This is a genomic window from Paenibacillus sp. LS-5 (assembly GCF_056121505.1).
In genome coordinates this window covers 113,994-132,082 of the sequence record NZ_JBWAVA010000010.1, presented here as the reverse complement: position 1 = coordinate 132,082, position 18,089 = coordinate 113,994, and the positions used below count along the sequence as shown (strand labels likewise).

13 protein-coding genes are annotated in these 18,089 nt (G+C 49.0%); 2 read left to right on the top strand and 11 right to left on the bottom strand.

Going from position 1 to position 18,089, the window contains the following annotated elements; translation table 11 throughout:
- Window positions 1-140 precede the first annotated feature (140 nt).
- Together AC0MA3_RS16100 and AC0MA3_RS16095 are read right to left on the bottom strand one after the other, a co-directional pair.
- Window positions 141-1,424 (bottom strand): ArsB/NhaD family transporter, encoded by a 1,284-nt coding sequence (locus tag AC0MA3_RS16100; RefSeq protein ID WP_474656920.1) that lies wholly within the window; start codon window positions 1,422-1,424, stop codon window positions 141-143.
- A 162-nt stretch (window positions 1,425-1,586) separates the two neighbouring features.
- Window positions 1,587-3,179, bottom strand: a complete 1,593-nt coding sequence (locus AC0MA3_RS16095) for a copper amine oxidase N-terminal domain-containing protein (protein WP_474656919.1) — start codon at window positions 3,177-3,179, stop codon at window positions 1,587-1,589.
- Window positions 3,180-3,668: 489 nt separating this feature from the next.
- Between AC0MA3_RS16095 and AC0MA3_RS16090 the strand changes: the two genes are divergently transcribed.
- The gene (locus AC0MA3_RS16090; RefSeq protein ID WP_379162785.1) at window positions 3,669-4,784 is read left to right on the top strand and encodes an LLM class flavin-dependent oxidoreductase; all 1,116 of its coding nucleotides are present in this window, start codon (window positions 3,669-3,671) and stop codon (window positions 4,782-4,784) included.
- 181 nt (window positions 4,785-4,965) lie between these two features.
- On the opposite strand, the gene AC0MA3_RS16085 is transcribed toward AC0MA3_RS16090, so the two are convergent.
- From AC0MA3_RS16085 to AC0MA3_RS16070, 4 genes are read right to left on the bottom strand one after another with little or no spacing between them, the layout of a single operon-like run.
- Window positions 4,966-6,078, bottom strand: a complete 1,113-nt coding sequence (locus tag AC0MA3_RS16085) for a protein-glutamate methylesterase/protein-glutamine glutaminase (RefSeq protein ID WP_379162782.1) — start codon at window positions 6,076-6,078, stop codon at window positions 4,966-4,968.
- A 42-nt stretch (window positions 6,079-6,120) separates the two neighbouring features.
- Window positions 6,121-6,555, bottom strand: a complete 435-nt coding sequence (locus AC0MA3_RS16080) for a chemotaxis protein CheW (RefSeq protein WP_474656918.1) — start codon at window positions 6,553-6,555, stop codon at window positions 6,121-6,123.
- Between the two features lie 24 nt (window positions 6,556-6,579).
- On the bottom strand, window positions 6,580-8,187 hold the full coding sequence (locus AC0MA3_RS16075; RefSeq protein WP_474656917.1) for a methyl-accepting chemotaxis protein: 1,608 nt from the start codon (window positions 8,185-8,187) through the stop codon (window positions 6,580-6,582).
- Between the two features lie 29 nt (window positions 8,188-8,216).
- On the bottom strand, window positions 8,217-10,289 hold the full coding sequence (locus tag AC0MA3_RS16070) for a chemotaxis protein CheW (protein WP_474656916.1): 2,073 nt from the start codon (window positions 10,287-10,289) through the stop codon (window positions 8,217-8,219).
- A 162-nt stretch (window positions 10,290-10,451) separates the two neighbouring features.
- Here AC0MA3_RS16070 and AC0MA3_RS16065 point away from each other — a divergent pair, with 162 nt between their 5' ends.
- Window positions 10,452-11,138, top strand: a complete 687-nt coding sequence (locus AC0MA3_RS16065) for a response regulator transcription factor (RefSeq protein WP_379162770.1) — start codon at window positions 10,452-10,454, stop codon at window positions 11,136-11,138.
- A gap of 62 nt (window positions 11,139-11,200) precedes the next feature.
- On the opposite strand, the gene AC0MA3_RS16060 is transcribed toward AC0MA3_RS16065, so the two are convergent.
- The 5 genes from AC0MA3_RS16060 to AC0MA3_RS16040 all read right to left on the bottom strand — a co-directional run bounded on the left by AC0MA3_RS16060 (window position 11,201) and on the right by AC0MA3_RS16040 (window position 18,083).
- Window positions 11,201-12,268 (bottom strand): HD domain-containing phosphohydrolase, encoded by a 1,068-nt coding sequence (locus AC0MA3_RS16060; protein WP_474656915.1) that lies wholly within the window; start codon window positions 12,266-12,268, stop codon window positions 11,201-11,203.
- 65 nt (window positions 12,269-12,333) lie between these two features.
- Complete coding sequence (locus AC0MA3_RS16055) at window positions 12,334-14,853, bottom strand: ATP-binding protein (RefSeq protein WP_474656914.1); 2,520 nt, start codon at window positions 14,851-14,853, stop codon at window positions 12,334-12,336.
- Window positions 14,854-14,869: 16 nt separating this feature from the next.
- Window positions 14,870-15,184 carry an Hpt domain-containing protein gene (locus AC0MA3_RS16050; protein ID WP_379162760.1) on the bottom strand — a complete coding sequence of 105 codons (315 nt, stop codon included), beginning with the start codon at window positions 15,182-15,184 and terminating at the stop codon, window positions 14,870-14,872.
- A gap of 5 nt (window positions 15,185-15,189) precedes the next feature.
- The gene (locus AC0MA3_RS16045; RefSeq protein WP_474656913.1) at window positions 15,190-17,580 is read right to left on the bottom strand and encodes a PAS domain-containing protein; all 2,391 of its coding nucleotides are present in this window, start codon (window positions 17,578-17,580) and stop codon (window positions 15,190-15,192) included.
- A 41-nt stretch (window positions 17,581-17,621) separates the two neighbouring features.
- Window positions 17,622-18,083, bottom strand: coding sequence for a chemotaxis protein CheX (locus AC0MA3_RS16040; RefSeq protein ID WP_379162754.1), 462 nt, complete (start codon window positions 18,081-18,083; stop codon window positions 17,622-17,624).
- Window positions 18,084-18,089: the final 6 nt, after the last annotated feature.

The following is an 18,089-nucleotide window of genomic DNA, read 5'->3' as shown; positions in this document are numbered from 1 at the left end:
GATTATATAGCTTGTCCAAATAATCAAAAACGGGCTGCACCTGCATCCCTATCCGGTTCAACAAAAAGGAGTGCCGTTGCTGCTGCAAGCTGGCACTCCTTTATTATGATCATATCCGTCCTGCATATGAAGCAGTTGAATTAGATCAGATACCTCAAATAGATATACACACTTGAGATTACAATCGACAGAATCATCAGAGGAAAGCCGAATTTCAAATATTTCATGAAGGTGATCTGATGACCTTCTTTTGCCGCGAGACCTGCTACAATAAGATTCGCACTCGCGCCAATCAGCGTCCCGTTCCCTCCCAGACATGCCCCGAGTGCGAGACTCCACCATAAAGGCTCCAGGTTGTGGATGCCCAGGGTGCCCATCTCCTGAATGAGAGGAATCATCGTTGCTACAAAAGGAATGTTGTCCAGAAAAGCAGAGGCCAGCGCGCTCAGCCATAAGATCAGCATCGAGCTGGCCACCAGATTTCCGCCGGTAAGCTCCATCGCTTTGCCTGCCAATTCTGCGATCACACCCGTCTCCACCAGGCCTGACACGAGCACAAACAGACCGATAAAGAAAAATATCGTAATCCATTCCACACTTTTAAAAGCCTTAAGCAGCATCTTTTCTCCACCAGTCAGGAGAAGCAGCACAAAAGCTCCAGCTAATGCCACTGTTGCCGACTCCAGATGAATCGACTGATGCAGGAAGAAGCCTAGAATCGTCAGTCCCAGCACCCATAGACACTTGCGCAGCAGCTTGCGGTCCTTAAGCATCGCATGTTCATCCATCTCCATTATTCTCTGCTGCAGTTCAGGAGAAGTCTTGAGCTGCTTGCCGAACATCAGCAGGAACAGCGGCAAATACGCCAAAATGATGATCAGGATCACCGGAGTGAGGTTGTTGATAAACGCCATGAATGTCAGCTCTTTCACGGCACTGCCGATCATAATATTCGGCGGGTCTCCAATCAGGGTCGCCGTTCCGCCCACGTTCGAGGCAACGATCTGCGATAGCAGAAACGGCATGGGTTTGATTCGTAGCTGCCTCGTAATGCTGAAGGTAATCGGCACCATGAGCAGGACGGTGGTTACATTATCCAGAAACGCCGAGCATAACGCTGTAACGAGCACCAAAGCCACTAGAATCCGCCTTGGCTCACCCTTAGCCAGCTTGGCTGATTTTACCGCCACGTAACTGAACAAACCAGTCTCCGCAGTAATCCCCACCATCATCATCATCCCCACCAACAGGCCAAGTGTATTGAAATCAATATGCTTCAGCGCTGTTTCCTGTGAGACAATTCCTGCCCCAATCATAATCAAGGCTCCCAGCATCGCCACAATCGTGCGGTGAACCTTCTCAGAAATAATCAATCCGTATGTAAGCAGAAAAATACCAATTGCCCAAATCCCTTGCTGTTCCATAATGCCCCCCATATATTTCGCCTTGCTTGTCCTAGAGCTTATCATATCTTCCTTGGCGGCAAAAAAAAAGCCCGAAAGCCATTCGCCACTCAGCAGTTAGCTGCGCAGGTTCAAGGACATCCGGGCTTTGGAGCGTTATTTTGGAAGATTTTACACTTTGCTCTACATCGCTTTCGTCAAGGTAATCAGACCTTCCGTCTGGTTCCAGGCCACATTCCATTGCAGAAGTTCGGCAATGAAGCGAAGGGGAACCATCGTTCTGCCATCCTTGTTAATGATGACTTTGGCACCGACGGATTTCTGCATGCCATTGACTTCCATTACATTGCTGTCAATCCAGAACTTCAACGTATCGCTGCCCGCCATTACCCATACGGTGCGGGTCTGGTGATCATATTTCACTTTTGCACCAATCCCCTCACCAAGGTAACGCAGCGGGATATAGGTGGTACCGCTCATATTGGAAGGCATCGTATCCATCATCGTTACATTCCCATTAATGTTCAGTTCTTGGCTGTGCAGCTTCATCCATACCGTGGTCATGCTGGCTGGAACAGCCGCTTCCTGAAACTTGTCGTTGAACTGGGAGACAATTGCTCCCGACAGAGCTAGTCCTACACCGAACATCGTCTTATAGCCAGCGCGGTTCGTGGAATAAGAAGCCGAATAATCTCCGGCAGCATACTGGTCCAGCGTGCTCTGCACCTGTCCTTCATGGGCCTTGAGTGCAGTCTGTGCCGCACCTGTCGGCAGGTTCTCAGCAGTTGCAGTACCCAAGAATTTGCCCAGCTCCATAGTGAAGCTGTCGATCCGGGCCAGCACTGCTGCACGAGCGGCAGTATCATTATTCTTCACTGCATTCACATAATCACTTTGTGCAGTGATATGGTTGCCTACCCATATCTGTTCAAAAGCATCCCCGCCAGCAGCGCCATAGATCGAGGCTACAGCCGCCTTGAAATCAGCTGTGTTACCCGCTTCGGCATTAATAAGGGCCTGATAGTCGGCTTTGCCGTCCAATTGCTTCTGCATTTCCAGTACCGAGAGCGCAAAGTGCTCTGCAGCTACACTGTTCAGGGCGGAACGGAGGTCAGCAGCCTTCGTATCCGGACGGGTGTTCTGGAACTTTTCTGGCATTTGCGTTGCAATGGCTGTAGACAACACCTTGCTGATCGTGAACATTTCCTGGAAGCCTGTGCGATAGGTCGTATAGGCCTTGTCATAATCACCGGCGACATAAGCATCGAATACCTGCTGCACATGATTTTCATGACTGCGAATGGCTCCTTCTGCCGCTGTTTGCGGAAGTTTACCGGCAGTTGCGGTACTCAGAAAGGCAGCAAACTCTGTGACGAAGCCCTGAACCTCCTGCTCTGCTTTTTGACGGGCAGGGGTGTCATTCGCTTTAGTGGCTTTGACCAAATCATCCGTATATTTATTATGTTCGCGGAAGATCCGTTCAAATTCCATACCTCCGGCTTCACCGTACAGCGAGGTAATCGCCGGCTGCATGTCCAGCGCATTCTGATCCAACGCCTGATATGCGGCAGCAGCATCTCTGGAACCGTCATAGGCTTTGGTCATTGCGGTAACTGCAAGGGTAAAATGCTCGGATAGCAGATAGTCGAGACTCGCTCTAAGCTGGGCTGCAGGTGTATCAACAACTGCTTTAGGCGGCGCGGCTGCCGCACTCGCCATCACCGGCAACATCAGGGACAAACTTAGTACAGGGGCTAGCAATTTCTTCAGCTTCATTTTCTTACCTCCTTGGAATGGGTGAGCCTTAGCTCAAGTGAATGATGCATAATCGATACTCACTCTTCAGTCTCTTCAGCGCATGCGCAATAACTTGCTTACACTAATGAATCGTAGCGTTTATATTTTTGGATCACCTTTTTTCATAAAAAATTTTTAAGCTCATCCATTATCAATCACAGCCCTGCCCGGATTCCAATGGATGAAAACGAAAAAAAACAATACACTAATCCAATACACTCAACTAGTACTCTCACCCACTACACTAATCCTCAGCAAAAACATCTTTTCAACGAAACTGCAAACTTACACTCATATACTTACATTTTGTAAGTTATTGTGATACAATAACTTCATCATCCTGCTTACAAACGGAGAGGCGTGCAGACCCAAACTTACATTCGGGGTGAACCCTTCGCCGCCACTATAAGCTTCTATATTTCACTCAGACAGAAAAACACATATTCTACATTACAAGGGGTTTGAACGATGGACAACGACGCTACAGTAGAAACTTTGCCGGAATTTGAGTTTGGCATTTACACATTGGGGGATATCGTTACCGACTGCCATACAGGGCAGCGGATCAGCCCCCATCAGCGGATGAAGGAAGTGATCGAGGCCGCCAAGCTGGCGGATGAAGCGGGGCTTGATGTATTTGGGGTAGGTGAACATCACCGGCTGGACTTTGTGATCTCATCCGTACCGGTTGTGCTGGCCGCCATCTCCCAAGTGACCAAGCGGATCAAGCTAACCAGTGCAACAACGGTGCTCAGCACTATTGATCCGGTACGGGTGTTTGAAGATTTCGCTTCACTCGACTTGTTGTCCGGCGGCCGCGCGGAGATCATCTCCGGACGGGGGGCATTTCTGGAATCCTTCCCGCTGTTCGGTTACGAACTGGAAGACTACAAACAGCTTTTCACCGAGAATTTGGAGCTTCTACTGCAGCTCAACCAGCAGGAAGTCATGAATTGGAAAGGGCATTTCCGCTCCCCGCTCAAGAATGCCGAGATCGCCCCGCGCCCCCTGCAGCAGAAGCTTCCGCTCTGGGTCGGCATTGGCGGCTCCGCCGAAAGCGCCGTACAGGCTGGAAGCTTGGGTATCGGCATGGCTATTGCCATTCTCAGCGGCAGCCCTGAGCCTTTCCAAAATCTTGCCGACACCTACCGGCGGAGTGGAGCCGCAGCTGGACATTCAGCCGCAGATTTGAAGATCGCGATCACGAGCCATGGCTACATTGCCAAGACATCACAACAGGCGCTGGACGAATATTATCCTTACTATTACAGCTACCGCAACGCCATCAGTCCAAGCCGTAATCAGGAATACCGCGTCTCCCGCAGCGATTTTGGCCACTTCGTGTCCCCGGTCAACACCCTGGCTGTCGGCAGTCCGCAGCAGATTATTGAGAAGATCCTCTACCAGCATGAGCTGTTCGGCCACAACCGCTTCATGACCCAATTGGATATCGGCGGCATTCCGTACAGCAAGGTGGCTACAGCAATTGAACTGCTGGCTACTGAGGTAGCCCCGGTTGTTCGCAGAGAAATCGCCAAAAAGAGCAGCATTTCACCTCAGAAGAAGGGGTTGTCCCAGCAGTAGATTTTCTACAACTCACCAGCTTCCTTCATGTATAAATCCTCAAAAAATAAGCAGCGATTCTCCCGTTACTGGAGAATCGCTGCTTTGCGTTTTGGGTCATTGGCTGCAAGGGTGTCCCAGCCATTTCATGGCTGAGGGGGCACCTCCGTGCTCTATCACCTTTTGCCAACAGTACAGTCCATCAAACTCTGGCAATAGAATGAAAAATTCCGATGAGTTTGTCAGCAATTTGGGTGAGGGGCAGCAGATGGTCGATGCACTTCAGCTCCACTGCAGCTTTTGGCATACCATATACTACACAAGTGGCCTCCGATTCGGCTATGGTAACGCTCTGAAGTGCTGCTTCCTTCGCACGCTTCATGGCGTAGGCCCCATCAGCGCCCATTCCAGTCATAATGACATAAGCCTTCTTCAACCCTCTTAGCTGTGTGATAGAATCAAACATTACCTCTACAGAAGGCCGATGGCCATTCACCGCGTTCTGCTCATGAATAACCGTGCGGTATTTGCCCGCTCCTATACTTTCTACTTCTAGATGTTTGCCCCCAGGCGCAATGTACACATAACCCGACTCCAGGATTTGATGGTGCCCCGCTTCCACCACCCTGAGATTGGAATGCTGATCCAGACGCTGAGCAAGGGAGGCGGTGAACCTAACGGGCATATGCTGAACCACCACTACCGGAACACCAAAATCCCCGGGTAAAGCTGTAATGACCTTCTCCAGTGCCTTCGGCCCGCCTGTAGAAGTGCCTATTGCACAAATACCGCTAATCCGCTGTTGATGGGGCTTGATTTCTACGGATGGGGGCGGCGAAGGGATTCTAACCTGTCTGCCCGCCTGCGCCGTAGCAGGAGCCTTTGGTGCATCATTCCCCCACTTTTGGACGGAGGGATGTGAAGAAGAAGCCGCCTGGAGCATCATTCTAAGTTCTTTCTGCTTGGAGATTAGCTCGGTAGAGATGGAACCCGAAGGTTTGGCAATGAAATCCACTGCACCCAGCATCAATGCCTGAACGGTTGCATCTGCACCCTCCTGGGTAAGCGAGCTGACCATGATTACAGGGGTCGGCCTTACTCTCATCACTTCCGCCAGTGCCTTTAATCCGTCCATAACAGGCATTTCCACATCCATGGTAACCACATCCGGCCCAATAGCCACTACCTGCTGTACCGCTTCGGCACCATTCTTAGCCGTACCAGCGACTTCAAAACCGGGAAATCCTTTGATCATCTCTGTCAGCAGCTTTCTCATGAATGCAGAATCATCAACGACAAGTACTCTGATAGCCATCTGATCTAATTCCCTCCTTTCTGTTCACTTCCGGTTGTCCGGCTAACGGATCTCTTCTTCAAACAGCTGTTCCACCTTCAATATGCTGACCACACCACTGTCCGATTTGCCGATCCCGTCAAAAAACATGCTGTTGAGTCTGCCCAAACGCTCCGGGGGCGGTCCTATGTCATGAATACGAACCACCTTATTCACATGATCCACCAGAATCCCCACCTTCTCCTCTTGCCGGTTGATCACTATAATACGGGACCGCTTCGTAAGCTCAGCACTATCAAACTCAAATCGCTTGCGTAAGCTGATCACGGGTACGATTCTGCCTCTAAGATTGATAACTCCCTCCACATAAAAGGATGTATGGGGGAGGCGGGTAATTTCCTGCACACGGATAATCTCATGAATATCCTGAATCGGAATCGCATAATGTTCCTGTCCAATCCCGAACTCTACATACTGGTCTGCTGTATCCAAAGCCATCTGGCATCACCTGTCTTTCTCGGATTATGACATCCGGAATGCTTCCAGCGACTCGTTCAGCATTGCTGTAGAATCCACTAGATCATGCGAGGAGGCAGAGGTCTCTTCAGCGCAGGCGCAGACCTCCTGGCTTGCCGCGGCTATACTCTGAACCGACTGCAGCACATCATCGGCCTGCGCTGCCTGTTCTTCACTTGCAGCTGCAATTTCTGTAATCAGCTGGGCTGTTTCATTCACAATACCCTTGATCTTATCGAACGCTGCTGCCGCATCCAGTGAGGATTGCACACCAAGACCAACTGCAGCCACGCTTTTCAATGTATTTTCCTGCATCGTCTCGATAATCTGTGCGATCTGACGCGTAGCTTCTCCGCTTCGTTCTGCCAGCTTGCGGACTTCGTCGGCCACCACCGCAAAGCCTCTGCCATGCTCTCCGGCTCTAGCTGCCTCAATAGCGGCATTCAGTGCCAAGAGGTTGGTCTGCTCGGCAATATCATCGATCAGCTCGAGGATGTTGCCTATTTTCTTGGAATCCTCCTGCAGCTTGCCCATCTGTTGGCTTGCAGCGTTCATTTCATTAATGGAAGCATCTACTATCCGCATGTTTTCCGTTGAAATACCCACCGTCTGCTGGTACATCACGGAGGCCTTTTCCGCGTTCTGAGCCACCGAGGTTACGGCTATACTCAGTTCCGACACCAGCGTTGTCATCGTCTGGGCATCATTCGCCTGATGCGTGCTGCTGCGGACTACTTCCTCCGTATTTTGCGAAATTTCACGCGAGGCTATGGCAACAGTCTGTGACAGGCTTGCTGTTTTTTCGATGAGTGATTTGATTTTACCGGTCATATTGTTAATAGCCAGTCCCACTTGCCCTATCTCGTCTTTACTGCGCAGATCCAGAGGTTCTACGGTAAGATCACCGCCCGTCAATCGTTCCATAACGCTCTGAATCAGCTTGAACGCTGCGCTAATTTTACGGATGTACAGAAAACCCAGAATAAAGGACAGGGCCAGAAGAGCTACACTTATAGCGAGATCCTTTATGAAAGAATTGTATATAGCGTCCTCTGACTTTTGAACCTCAATTGTCATAAACGATTCTACAATCTCCGATGCTGAATCCAGCTTATCCCGCGCTTCATTGAACTGGTCCACACGCAACAGTTCATTCGTAACCCTCTTCTCCCCGGGAGCTGCCAGCAGCTCGTCGATAAATCCGGCCCATTCGGCGAATTGGACTTGGGCATCTGCAAGATTCTCAGTAATCTTGCTGTTGCCGTCCCCCTTCAGGTCGAGAATTCGCGGATCGTTATATTTATTAATAACTTCCTCCGCTTTGTCTATACGTTCATTGACTTGAGCAAGGTTAACCGTATAATCGTCAAGTGACTTCTTATCTCCGGTGCCCAGGTATAGTTGTACGGCAGAGTACGCCTGATACATGTCCCTGTCAGCATTCAGCATGTAATTGGTCAGAATATACCCATGATCGTATAATACACGCACCAGATTATCTCTTGACGAGTTCACCAGACCTAGGGATAGATAAGAGGTCAGCGCCATCGCCAGAATGGGGATCATCAATACAGACAACAGCTTTGCCTTCACGGACATCTTAATTTTTTTCATTATGGGTCACCACATTTCTTCAGATTTAATTAGAATAATGAACCTATATCAAAAATCAGGGCCACCCTGCCATCTCCCATAATTGTAGCTCCTGTAACGCATTTGATTTTACCGGCATATTTACCAATGGATTTCACGACAATATCTGCGTTGCCGTTTAATTCATCCACCACAAGCGCGACCCGCTTTTCGGCCATCCCGAGAATGACCACCTGTTGATATGCCTTTTCCAATTGGGGCTTCCCCCAGCCAAGCACTTCCTGCATGTATAAAACTGGAAGGACTTCCCCCCGCAGACTCATAACAGGCTGCTTCTGGACATAACCGGTTTCTTCGGGTTTCATTCGCAGGATTCCCAGAATATTCGACATTGGAAGAATAAAATTCGTCGCCCTCACCTTAATCTGCAGTCCAGGGATGATCGCCAGTGTGAGCGGAAGCCGGATACGGAACTCTGTTCCCTGGCCTACCTCGCTCTGGATGTCAATAACACCGTTCAATTTCTCAATATGATCACGGACGATATCCATACCAACTCCCCGCCCGGAGATATCACTAACGACAGCCGCCATGGAGAAACCCGGTTTGAAAATTAACTGAATCGCTTCACGGTCTGACAGGTTCGCTGCTGCCGCTTCACTAATGATCTGCTTCTTGACCGCACTCTGCCGGATGCGTTCCGGATCTATTCCATTGCCGTCATCCATTACACGGATAACCACCTGATTTCCTTCATGGGAGGCTTGAATCGTCAAGGTTCCCTTTGGCGGCTTGCCTTTTGCCAACCGCTCCGCTTCCGATTCAATTCCGTGGTCCACGCCGTTACGGAGCAAATGGATCAGCGGATCGGTGATTTCTTCAATAACCGTCCGGTCCATTTCGGTTTCACCCCCAACCAGGCGCAAATCAACCTCTTTGCCCAGCTGTTTGGATAAATCCCTTACAATCCGGGGCATCCGGCTGAATAATTGCTCGGCAGGCAGCATTCTGATCTTCATCACCTGCTCCTGCAATTCATGGATGACTCGCCCCAGATGATCCGTCTGCCCATCCAGCTTGCTGCACTCCTCATCTCCACGGTACCGCTGATTCAGAAGCCGCCCAGCCTGTTTGATGCCCACTTGGTCAATCAACAGTTCTCCCACCAGATTCATCAGATGTTCCAGCCTTTCCACATCTACCCGGATAGATCGTGTTTTTTTCTTATCTGCCGGCTGGACGGGGGCAGGTACACCGGTATCGGCTGAAAGTGTGGAGGCTTCTAGTTCCTGGACAGGTTCTCCGTCCGGTTCACGGACTACGACCGAAGGAATTCCCTTTGGCACATCTGGCACATCTAGCTCATCTGGCTCCTCCAGCTCAATGTTCTGAATCCGGACCTCTGCCACCTCAACCAGTGAAACCAATTTTTTATGCAGTTCATGATCCGGCAAGTCCGAAATCAGGAGGAATTGGAGCGACTGGTATTGATCCTCATTCTGCTCTGCAGCCGACTCGTCCAGCAGAGGACTCATATTCACAATGTCGGCAAGATCAGAAAGACGTTGATGAATAATCGCTGCCCGTGCAGCTTTCATCAGACAATCCTGCACCAGCAGGATCCCCACATCCAGAATAGCCTTCCCCTGCTCCTGAGCCTCCAGACAGCGGTAATGCTCATCCAGAGTCAGCGATAGCGGATGGAGCTTAACAGATTCAGTCCACGCCTCCGCAATAGGGGCAGAACCTGAGCCATGAATACGGAAAGATGCAATTCTGGATAAAATCCCTTCAATGGCCGTTTCACCGGCACCCAAGGACAAGTCCTCCTTGAGAAGCTTGATGATATCCAGACTATCAATAAGCAGCTCTACCAGTTCATTGGTCACATCCAGTTGTTTGGTGCGGATCAGGTCCAGTAGTGATTCCATTTCATGGGTCACATTCTTAATAAGGTCAAAGCCCATGGCTGCTGAAGATCCTTTGAGGGTATGTGCTGCTCTAAAAAGCGATTGGATCGTTTCATCATCGCAGTTGCCTTGTTCAAGCAGAAGCATCTTTTCCTCCATGATTTGAATCTGCTCATCTGCTTCTTCCATATACACTTCCAAAAACTGGTTCATATCCAAGTGCGATCACCACATCTCCCGGGGAACCACCCCTTATTGCTGTACAATCTAGTTTTATCAAACAAATCTAGTGACAAAGTGATTTAAATATAAAAAAATATAGTGAAGATATGATAAAATCATAGATATGAGCATTGCTTTGGAGGTAATCCCTTTATGAATAAACCCAAAATCCTTGTAGTGGATGATGATCGAGATATCCTTATTCTTCTAAAAAAACGGCTGGAGCTTGAAGGTTATGAGGTATTTACAGTCTCAGAGGGTGAAGAAGTGATCCGGCTGGTTAAGCTTCATTCCTTTTCGCTAATCGTTCTGGATATTGTAATGCCTTCTATGAATGGACTTGATATTTGCAAGGCGATCCGCGACCTCGTAAGCGCACCCATACTGCTGCTTAGCGCCAAGGACCGCGAAATCGACAAAGTGCTCGGGCTGGAGCTGGGGGCCGATGACTATATCACCAAGCCCTTCAGCATGGACGAATTGACAGCACGTATCAAGTCTCACCTCCGGCGCGAACAGCGCAGTGCCAAACCTGCAGCTTCGAACCAGAAGATCTTTCAATTTGATGATATAACGATTAACGGGGAAACCTATGAAGTGATCATTGGGGGAGAACTCATTCATTTATCGGGAAAAGAACTGGAGATTCTGCTGTATCTGGTGCGCAATAAGAATCTTGTACTCAGCAGAGAGCAGATATACAATGCCGTATGGGGCTATGAAGACAGCGGAGACATTAACACTGTAACCGTCTATCTAAAAAACATCCGCAAAAAAATTGATCCCGATCATAAGATGATCAAGACCATTTGGGGGATTGGCTATAAATTTGTTGTATGATCTGAGTATATACAAAGGGCTGGTGTGCGACTATCAGGGTCGCCAGACCAGCCCTTTTTCTGTTAATCCTGCCATGTCTCCCGAATCCACATCAGTTCATCATGGATATCAGCAAAAGCCTGGACAACCACCGGATCAAAATGAATACCGCTTAATCGCAAGATCTCAGCCATGGAGTCCTCAACAGTCCACGCACATTTGTAGGGGCGTGTCGAGGTGAGCGCATCAAATACATCACAGACAGCGGTGATCCGCCCTTCCAGCGGAATGGCTTCACCCTTCAAAGCCCGGGGATAGCCGGTGCCATCCCATTTCTCATGATGGGTGAGCGCAATACTTTCGGCGATGGCAAGAATTTCGTTACGGCTGCCTGATAACAGTTCGGCACCTTTGGTTGTATGCTCTTTCATGATTTCGAATTCTTCCGCCGTTAATTTCCCTTTCTTATGCAGGATACGGTCGGGGATAGATATCTTTCCTATATCATGCAGGGCGCTTGCCAGCTTAAGCTTATGCGAAGTCTCTTCTCCCAGCCCCATCTGCTTCGCCAGCGCATATACATAGTTGCTGATCCGAAGCAGATGCCTGCCGGTTTCATTATCCTTTTGGCTCATAGTCTGAAACATACGCTGTACATATTCCTGCCGAAGCTCTTCAAGCTCACAAATATGCTGCTGCAAAAGCGATTCTACCCGAACGTTCTGCTCCTCCTGTAGTCTGCGCTTGTAATTCGCCTCTTGCAGATGTTGTACCTTAAGCAGTACTTCTATTGGATCGAACGGTTTGGTTATGAAATCACTCACCCCCAGCCGCAGCGCACCGTGAAGGAGGGCCGTGTCCTGATAGGCTGTAATAATGATTATGGAAGACAGCAAAGGGGAATTCTGTTCATTAAGCTGCACCAGAATATCAAAACCGCTGACCACAGGCATGTTCAAATCCAGCAGCAACACCGCCGGAGCTTCATCGTGAATCGCCTGAACCGCCTTTTGCGGATCTTCTATGATGGAGATATTCGAGTACCCTTCGAGAATAAACAGTTTTTGGAGCAGAAGTGTATTTGCCCGGACATCATCAATAATCATGATTTTCCCTTGTTTGTATAGTTCCGGATATATCGTGTCAGACATTAACATGTGCCATCCCTCATTCATCCCGCATCGGCCGCCTGCAGGCGTTCCTTTTAGAGCCGATCCTATTCATTACTATGAAGATCTGCTCTGCCAATTAATATTTCAAACCGGCTGCCTACGCCCACAGTACTTGACGCAATGATCTCCCCGCCCATCATTTCCAGCAGCTTACTGGAGACCGTAAGCCCGATTCCCGTGCCTTCAATCTGCCTGCCTTGCTGAATCCTGTGGAAGGGTTCATATATCAATTTCATATCCTCTTCACTTATTCCGATTCCCGTATCTTCAACCACTATCGCAAGCCTATTACCGCCGGCAGGGTGAATACTGACTCTGATGGAACCATCCTTCTCATTGTATTTCACAGCATTGGATAAAATATTTAACAGTACCTGCTTCATACGGATGCGGTCACATGCCATCATTTGTCCGTACATCGGTATCGCTGCATTATGGAACTGAATAGAATTCAGACTGCAAAGGGGCTGTATCCATGAAAAACATTCTTCCAGAATCTCGCCTACAGATACATTCTCTATGTTCAAGGCCAAGCGGCCGGACTCCACTCTGGACAAATCCAGTATTTCACTGATTAGTTGAAGCAGATGTTTCCCTGCTTTGATGATCTCACCAACATTCTCCTGTTGTGAAGCTGTCAGCGGCTCTGTACGGTCATATTCAAGAAGCTGCGCAAAGCCCAGAATCGCATTCATCGGGGTACGCAATTCATGACTCATACTGGACAGAAATTCAGACTTGGCCTGGTTGGCCTTCTCTGCACTTTCTTTCGAACTGAGCATGGATTCTTCAATCAGCTTCCGGTCGGAAATGTCACGGGAGACCATAACGACTTTACGGACCTGCTCGTGTTTATAATCAATCGGTGAAATCATCGCCTGCATCCATCGGATCCCTATACGTGTAGACACCTCATATTCCAGACCAGCCGTTTCACCTGTAACCAGCATTTTTTGCAGCAGGTCCATAAATTGCAAGGTTGTTTGCGGATCAAACAGTACGCCCACATGCTTGCCTTCGTAATTCCTCGCAAGGTTGATATCATACCTCTTGTCTACGGACCAGACCTTAATAATCGTACCGGACTCATCAATCTCGGCAATCATATCATCTACGGATTGAATCATCGCATTGATATTGGCCTCGCGGCTTTCGAGCGCCTCTTTGGCCTCCCTCAGTTCGTGATTGGATGCCCCCAATTCCTGTCCGACCTGAGTCAGGATCTCAGCAGTCTGCCTCAGTTCAATCACGTGGATATCCGGAATCTCTTGATGATATTGGCCTTGTCCTATACCCAGAGCAATGGCATTGATCTTCTGAATAGGCTCGGACATCTTTCTACTCATTCTTTTGGTACGCTGGTTCAGCACCACAAAATATATACTATAGAAGAAGATCAACCCGAAGACCATATACATCCCGATTTCATACAGTTCATGCTTCAGGTGATTGGTATCAGCCAGAATGTTGTCTTCATCAGCCAGAATGATTAATTTCCAGCGCGTGTTCTCAACGGCTGCCCAGGCTAGAATATGCTGCTCCCCGCCCAACTTCAACTCGCCTAACCCTTGGCTTGCCGCCGTAAGCTCGGCATTAATCGTCTTGAGATCCTCATGGGCGAAAAGATTGAATTCCGCTGGCTTGAAAGTATCCTGCTTGACCGCCTCAGTATATTGATGGGAGGTGAGTTCCTGGATCCCAAATAATTGCTCCACCTGATCCGGCATAGCGAGAATGCTTCCGTTATCGTCTACCAGAAATCCATGTCCGCCCCAAGGAATGTCCAGTCCAAGAATCTCGCTCCTGAAGGTGTCTATGGTGACATCAATACCGGCGACTCCCTCCAGAACAGCTCCGTTATAGACAGGGGCAATACAGGAGGCCATCCAGCCGTTTCCTGCCGGGTCCAGATAAGCATCTGTCCAGACGGCCTTATGATCCGGATTATGGGCTTCATCGGCTTCATAATAGAAATTAAATTCAGGAATGTTCATTTTCGGTGCATATTGTGTTATTACATCCATATATGGATAGATCACGTTCAGGGAATCATAGGTGTTGAAATAAATCGCTGACGCAAGCTTTTCCCTGGCGATCATTGACTTCATCTGAGGCTGCAGCGCCAGCAGACTGGCCACCTTTCTTTTCTGTTCATCGCCAACTGTATATACACCGCTATAAAACACTGCAGCTCCCCCTGCAGGACTGTCGGCTGCCGAGTAATAGGCACCATCCTGGCCTGTAACCAGCCGTCTGCGGTCATCTTCCCCGAGCGGAGCCCCCTGCTCAAGCGTATGCGAAACAGCATCCCGGAATATATCTACATTTGTCAAAATCCGCTGTGTTTGCCCATTTATGATCGCAGCTTCCTGGGAGGAGAGGATCTGCATTTCATGGAACACTTCGTTCTTCATGCTGAGAACCTGACGTTCCCGCGACCAGTTGTTCGTCACAAAATAAATCCCGATAAAGACCAGCTCCACAAGCAATAACGGAATAACTGAAGTTTTAATATACGGTTTCCATATCCATTCAAAAATAGATACAGTCTTCTCTCTATTCATCGTTATTCCCCGTTTCCTAGCGTTCGCATGGCTTAATCAAAATTTCCACATGTTCCAAATAATATTCCAGCCGATCCAGACAACTCTTCACCAATACACCGTCCCTCAGCCCACCATCCCGCTCCAGGTCACGGCCTATCTCTGAGATAGCAAACAACCCATACCCCCCGCCGCTGCCTTTCATCGAATGCCCGATATTGGCAATGGCTTCGAATTCACGGATCTCAAGCAGGGAGGAGAGATTAGCCAAGTCCTCTCTGCGGCGTCCCATATACCCCGGGATCAGTTCTGCAATATCCTCATCAATCCATACTTGGAATGGAGATTCCATGAATTTCATCCCCCACTCTCACTAAACTCGGCAAATCCATACCGCCGGATGGTCTCGAACAACGGTTCCATAAAAATCGGTTTCTCCAAAAAGTCATCACAGCCAGCGTCCTTGGACGCTTGGCGATGCTCGGCAAAAGCATGGGCAGTCAATGCCACTATAGCAGCAGGCTTCAGTCCTTCCTGTCTCTCCCACTGGCGGATTTGCCTTGTAGCTTCATATCCATCCATGACAGGCATTTGAATATCCATGAAAACCATATGATAATACCCTTCGGTGAACATTCGCACGGCCTCCAGCCCATTCACGGCAACATCAACACGGCAGCCTATCTTCTTCACAAACGCAATGAACAAATTCTGATTATCTATATTGTCCTCTGCCAAAAGCAGCCGTGGTTTCCCTGCGGACCCTAATGCGAAATGATCGGCTGACAACAGAGTGAACGGCAGTTCTGCTGCAAACACTGTGCCTTCTCCAACCTTGCTAAGGTACGATAATCTTCCTCCCAAAAGTTCTATGAGTTTACGGGAGAACGCCAGTCCAATTCCCAGACCGCCATATGGTCTGGTGGAGGACAGGTCGGATTGGAAAAACGGCTTAAAGATGTCTTCTCCCGCATCCTCTGGAATGCCAATCCCCGTATCCCTAACTCTGATCATTAGCAGAAGCTTCATCGGGTCCAGCATAGGCCGGACATACGCCGAGAGTTCAACCTCACCAAAAGGTGTGAACTTCATGGCATTATCTAGCAGGGTCTGAATAATTTGCGCGGTGCGGCGTGCATCGCCAATCACCGGCACATTCGGAAGCTGCTCTGCTGTCAGACGGAATTCAAGTCCCTTCTTGCCCAACTTCCCCTCATATTCGGAGGATAGATTCACGATGAGCTCTTTCAGATTGAAGGGCCTCCGGTCTATATGCACTGCTCCGTTCTCCATGGCAGAATAGTCCAAGACACGTTCAACTAAAAATAAAAGATGCTCTGAGGAGTGCTTCAAAGTAAGCATCTCTTCAGACGGAAGATGATCTTGTTCCTGAAGCTGTACGATGCCTAGAATCGCATTAAGCGGCGTCCGGAACTCATGGCTGATCATTGCCAGGAACTGGTCCTTTGCGCGATTGGTATGCTCCAGGGCCTCCTTATTCAGCAGGAGCTGGCGTTCACTCTCCCTATGGGACGTTATGTCGGTAAAGGTAAGCATGACCATATCTTCAAGTTTGCTGATGCTGACGCGGTAGGCACGAATATTCCCGCCAATTCTGAGTTCCATTTCCTGCTCAGCGGCTTCTTGTCCATACAGCGTGGCTAGAATTAGTTCCTGATACGCCATTAGCTTGGTAACATCCGTGCGGTCCAGCGATTCATATAACTCACGTGCAGCGTCATTCATCATCACGGGATGCAGCTGGAATTGCTCGGCACGCATCACCAGGACAGGATCCTTCAAATAACGCATCACCTGTTCCAGCATCGTGCGCGACTGCTGCTCACTAAGCATCAGTTGCTTGCGGACCGTGACATCCGTCTGAACACCAATGAAATGGGTGACCTGACCGGTCTCATCACGGAGCGGGGTAATCGACAGCTCGTTCCAAAAGGGCTCATGATTCTTGCGGTAATTCAGGATTTCCAGCTGGATTCGGGTCTGCTGATCAAGCGCAATGCGGATTTGTTCAATATGCTCCGGCTTCGTGTCTTTGCCCTGCATGAAATTGCAGTTGCGACCCAGCACCTCTTCCGCCGAATACCCCGTTATCTGTGAAAATGCTTCATTGGTATAAATAACGGGTGAATGCGGCAAAGCCTCTGCGATAATGACTCCTGTTCCGACATCCTGCACTGCACGTACATATAAATTCTTCTCGGCAACGGTCTCCCGCAGGACCTGCTCCGTAAGTTCATACTCCCTAATCATCTGCAAGCGTTTTCCCGTGGAAAGATAGATCACAATGCTTGCTGTAAGAAAGATAACGAGCGCAAAACTGGTCTTCTTGATATCCCCTGTGAAGAATAAGAACAGGATCAGCTCAAGTAATATCAAAACCATGTAGATTTGCAGCCGTCTCAGAGAACTGATTGTCTGACTTACCACAAAGTACATCATTAGGATTGTAATCAACAGCATCGAGTTATATTGGTTCTGCAGTAAGGATACGAAGGCGGAGGCCGATATAAACCACAAATACGCAAACAGGAATGGCTCCGGGTTTGACCTCACCCTCTTCGAGAAGAAGGTGGCGGCCAGCACTAATGCACCGATGGTCAGAACAGTCACTTCCACGATATCCAGAGCAGGATCAGTAGGATTCATCCAGTTTGCAAGCTGTCCCATCACCAGTACGCATATTAATGACAACCCTACGTACAGGCGCATCATCTTTAATTGATTCATGAACAGCTCTCCCCATTTATGGACCGACTTGTGCCCGCTCATCATTCACCCAGGCTGATATGCGCCATGATCGTGAGTTCTCCTGTATATACCGGTATGCTGACAAATTTGCTGCTTGTCCGCAGGCTACCTTTTCCTTCGTGGATGACGGGGGGTGTAATATTGGTGTTCAGCTCTTGCTCTTGAAAAGCAGTACAGCAAGCGGCCCCCACCCAATTACCAAACTCTGAAAAAGCGCTCCATCCCATATCATCGATTACTTCTACGTTGAAGCCGAACATGGTACTGACTATGCCTTTCAGGACTTCATCGTCCATGCTGAGAATGATCTCGCCACGAAGGTCTCCGGTCATTCCAACCATTACAGATACATTCTCCGTATTTACATAAGGCTGCTCGGCAGATGGAACGCCTGCACGAAAAGCGGTCCCAAGATGGGTGACCAGCACTTTTTCAATACCAGCAAGAACCGTATTCAAATGATTCGCTTGTATATGTTTCATATCGGC

Coding starts and splice junctions, on each gene's coding strand:
- AC0MA3_RS16065 (WP_379162770.1), top strand. CDS start 10,452: ATGAATAAACCCAAAATCCTTGTAGTGGATGATGATCGAGATATCCTT.
- AC0MA3_RS16100 (WP_474656920.1), bottom strand. CDS start 1,424: ATGGAACAGCAAGGGATTTGGGCAATTGGTATTTTTCTGCTTACATAC.
- AC0MA3_RS16040 (WP_379162754.1), bottom strand. CDS start 18,083: ATGAAACATATACAAGCGAATCATTTGAATACGGTTCTTGCTGGTATT.
- AC0MA3_RS16085 (WP_379162782.1), bottom strand. CDS start 6,078: ATGGCTATCAGAGTACTTGTCGTTGATGATTCTGCATTCATGAGAAAG.
- AC0MA3_RS16080 (WP_474656918.1), bottom strand. CDS start 6,555: ATGGCTTTGGATACAGCAGACCAGTATGTAGAGTTCGGGATTGGACAG.
- AC0MA3_RS16060 (WP_474656915.1), bottom strand. CDS start 12,268: ATGTCTGACACGATATATCCGGAACTATACAAACAAGGGAAAATCATG.
- AC0MA3_RS16050 (WP_379162760.1), bottom strand. CDS start 15,184: ATGGAATCTCCATTCCAAGTATGGATTGATGAGGATATTGCAGAACTG.
- AC0MA3_RS16055 (WP_474656914.1), bottom strand. CDS start 14,853: ATGAATAGAGAGAAGACTGTATCTATTTTTGAATGGATATGGAAACCG.
- AC0MA3_RS16090 (WP_379162785.1), top strand. CDS start 3,669: ATGGACAACGACGCTACAGTAGAAACTTTGCCGGAATTTGAGTTTGGC.
- AC0MA3_RS16095 (WP_474656919.1), bottom strand. CDS start 3,179: ATGAAGCTGAAGAAATTGCTAGCCCCTGTACTAAGTTTGTCCCTGATG.
- AC0MA3_RS16070 (WP_474656916.1), bottom strand. CDS start 10,289: ATGAACCAGTTTTTGGAAGTGTATATGGAAGAAGCAGATGAGCAGATT.
- AC0MA3_RS16075 (WP_474656917.1), bottom strand. CDS start 8,187: ATGAAAAAAATTAAGATGTCCGTGAAGGCAAAGCTGTTGTCTGTATTG.
- AC0MA3_RS16045 (WP_474656913.1), bottom strand. CDS start 17,580: ATGAATCAATTAAAGATGATGCGCCTGTACGTAGGGTTGTCATTAATA.